A 1,272-nucleotide genomic window follows, 5' to 3' on the forward strand; every position below is an offset into this window, starting at 1 on the left:
TTGGTTCTCGACCGTACATCGAGAACCACATAGTGGACGCAAGCATTTCATGTCCCCACATGCCAGCCTTACAACATGCATGTGAGTGGTGATTATCAAGTTATCGGCTTATTAGTACAGGTCAGCTCCACGAGTCTTTAGTCCTCGCTTCCACATCCTGCCTATCAACCCAGTAGTCTAGCTGGGAGCCTCTCACCCGAAGGTATGGAAATCTCATCTCAAGGCCGGCTTCCCGCTTAGATGCTTTCAGCGGTTATCCATCCCGAACGTAGCTAATCAGCGGTGCTCCTGGCGGAACAACTGACACACCAGAGGTTCGTCCAACCCGGTCCTCTCGTACTAGGGTCAGATCCTTTCAAATTTCCTACGCGCGCAGCGGATAGGGACCGAACTGTCTCACGACGTTCTAAACCCAGCTCGCGTACCGCTTTAATGGGCGAACAGCCCAACCCTTGGGACCTACTCCAGCCCCAGGATGCGACGAGCCGACATCGAGGTGCCAAACCATGCCGTCGATATGGACTCTTGGGCAAGATCAGCCTGTTATCCCCGAGGTACCTTTTATCCGTTGAGCGACAGCGCTTCCACAAGCCACTGCCGGATCACTAGTCCCGACTTTCGTCCCTGCTCGACTTGTCAGTCTCACAGTCAAGCTCCCTTGTGCACTTACACTCGCCATCTGATTGCCAACCAGATTGAGGGAACCTTTGGGCGCCTCCGTTACTTTTTAGGAGGCAACCGCCCCAGTTAAACTACCCACCAGGCACTGTCCCAGGACCCGATCAGGGTCCGTAGTTAGATATCCAGAGTGACCAGAGTGGTATTTCAACAATGACTCCACCTGAACTAGCGTCCAAGCTTCACAGTCTCCCACCTATCCTACACAAGCCACACCGAACACCAATACCAAGCTGTAGTAAAGGTCACGGGGTCTTTCCGTCCTGCTGCGCGTAACGAGCATCTTTACTCGTAGTGCAATTTCGCCGAGTTCGCGGTTGAGACAGCTGGGAAGTCGTTACGCCATTCGTGCAGGTCGGAACTTACCCGACAAGGAATTTCGCTACCTTAGGATGGTTATAGTTACCACCGCCGTTTACTGGGGCTTAAATTCTCAGCTTCGCCTTGCGGCTAACCGTTCCTCTTAACCTTCCAGCACCGGGCAGGCGTCAGTCCGTATACATCGTCTTGCGACTTGGCACGGACCTGTGTTTTTAGTAAACAGTCGCTTCCCACTGGTCTCTGCGGCCGTCAAACGCTCCAGGAGTAAATCCT

At 53.5% G+C, this 1,272-nt stretch carries 1 rRNA gene (only partly in view); it reads right to left on the reverse strand.

Annotated features, from left to right (window positions below):
• Positions 1-91: 91 nt before the first annotated feature.
• Positions 92-1,272, reverse strand: a 23S ribosomal RNA gene (locus AC59HU_RS17265); it runs 2,036 nt beyond the window's last position.

This window comes from Herbiconiux sp. 320_LB (assembly GCF_059691755.1).